The following is a 1,631-nucleotide window of genomic DNA, read 5'->3' as shown; positions in this document are numbered from 1 at the left end:
GTTGGGGGCAACCCCTCACGAGTTCGAATCTCGTATCCTCCGCCAGTGCCTCACCGGGCACGTTGTCGAAGGGCCCCACCGCTCGCGGTGGGGCCCTTCGACGTTCTACGTCCCTTTCATGGGCTCGGCTACCGGCCTGCTGAGCCCGGAGCGTCACCGACCTGGTGGCGCCGGGCGCGCATCGGGCTGCATCGACCCCGGTCCGCGACCGGGGTAGAAGATCGCGCTTGGATCAGTCCTCAGCCGGATCGAGGATGTCAAAGGCAGACGGTACGTCGTCGTCCGCCGCCCAGCCGACAGGCACGGAAGCTTGCAGAGCCGAGGGGGCATCGCCATCCCCCCACGCCGCCCCTTGCGTCGGGTCTGATTCGGGCTTCATACGGTCTCCTTCGCGTGCGTGACTGAACGGAATGTCAAAGCCTCAGGTAGAGCGCGAGCGCCGCCCAGACGATCAGGGCGACTGACATCGCTGGAATGAGTGCGGGATGGGTGACGGCGATCAGACCGGCCAGGGTTGCGCCCAGTGCGGCAATCGCAGCGCGTTCGGCGGGCATGCGTTCTCCAACAAATCGAGAGGCCCCGGACGAGTGCCCGGTTGCGGGACACAGTGAGGGCTCGGCGGGTTAGCGGCGCAACCCCCCACTGACCTGCCCTTATGTCGAATCGCCCCCGGATCCTGTTCGACGCCGGGTCCCTCGCTCTCCAAGCAGAGCAGAACCATGCCCGATATACTCGATGCCAGACTTGATATCCATGGAGGTGCATAGATGAGTCGAACCGTGATCGACCTCGATGACGAACTGCTGGCTGATGTGGCCAAGGCGCTCGGCACCGGCACCAAGAAGGAGACCGTCAACACCGCCCTCCGTGAGGTACTGGAGAACCGACGGCGAGCGCTCGCGCTCACCCGACTGCGTGCCGCAGCCGGCGAGGGTGCCTTCGACCTGGACCTCTTCGAAGACAAGGGGAACTACCGCCGGTGAATGCGGCCCAGTTCCTGATCGACACCAGCGCACTCGCCCGGTTCATGCGCAGTGACGCGGAGCAGTACGGATGGGACCAGGCCGCCGCAGCGGGGCTCATCGCCACCTGCCCCATCACTGAGCTCGAGTTCTTCTACAGCGCCCGTTCCGCCCAGGACCGGACGCAAGGTATCGAGGACATGCGAATGATCTTTGGCTGGGTTCCGGTCGACGATCGCGCTTACACCCGCGCGTGGCAGGTTCAGGAGGTTCTGACCGAACGAGGCCAGCACCGCAGCGCGGGAGCCGTCGACTTGGTGGTGGCAGCGACGGCAGAGCTGCAGGGACTGACTCTGCTGCACCGCGATCGGGACTTCGACTGCATCGCGGCTGTCACCGGGCAAGCGCTCCAGTGGTACGGGCCCGAACCAGGCAAGTAGGTGGAGCGTAGTTGCAGTTTGGTTGCGTTCATCCCCGTCCGGCCCCATCCGGACGGGGCCACCCCGAATGCTCCGCCGCAGGTCAGGACGGGTACGGTCCGCGCCGGACCCCCGTGCGAACATTTGGAAAGCGTGTTGGGGGCAACCCCTCACGAGTTCGAATCTCGTATCCTCCGCCAGTGCCTCACCGGGCACGTTGTCGAAGGGCCCCACCGCTCGCGGTGGGGCC

Annotated in this window: 3 protein-coding genes; 2 read left to right on the top strand and 1 reads right to left on the bottom strand. The window is 65.9% G+C overall.

What is annotated here, in order from left to right; translation table 11 throughout:
- Positions 1 to 413: 413 nt before the first annotated feature.
- Entirely contained in the window at positions 414 to 554 is a 141-nt protein-coding gene (locus AB0N06_RS38835) for a hypothetical protein (protein WP_366139365.1), read from the bottom strand.
- A gap of 213 nt (positions 555 to 767) precedes the next feature.
- Here AB0N06_RS38835 and AB0N06_RS38830 point away from each other — a divergent pair, with 213 nt between their 5' ends.
- Together AB0N06_RS38830 and AB0N06_RS38825 are read left to right on the top strand one after the other, a co-directional pair.
- Positions 768 to 983, top strand: a complete 216-nt coding sequence (locus AB0N06_RS38830; protein ID WP_366139364.1) for a type II toxin-antitoxin system VapB family antitoxin — start codon at positions 768 to 770, stop codon at positions 981 to 983.
- Positions 980 to 1,402, top strand: coding sequence for a PIN domain nuclease (locus tag AB0N06_RS38825; protein ID WP_366139363.1), 423 nt, complete (start codon positions 980 to 982; stop codon positions 1,400 to 1,402). The genes AB0N06_RS38830 and AB0N06_RS38825 overlap by 4 nt, the downstream gene beginning before the upstream one ends.
- Positions 1,403 to 1,631: the final 229 nt, after the last annotated feature.

The organism is Streptomyces sp. NPDC051020, from assembly GCF_040683105.1.
GTDB lineage: Bacteria > Actinomycetota > Actinomycetes > Streptomycetales > Streptomycetaceae > Streptomyces.
Note: the sequence above shows the minus strand (reverse complement) of the source record. Positions and strands in the feature narration are given on the sequence as shown.

What these genes read in the sequence shown, in the direction of transcription:
- AB0N06_RS38830 (WP_366139364.1), top strand. Translation starts at nt 768, where the DNA reads ATGAGTCGAACCGTGATCGACCTCGATGACGAACTGCTGGCTGATGTG.
- AB0N06_RS38835 (WP_366139365.1), bottom strand. Translation starts at nt 554, where the DNA reads ATGCCCGCCGAACGCGCTGCGATTGCCGCACTGGGCGCAACCCTGGCC.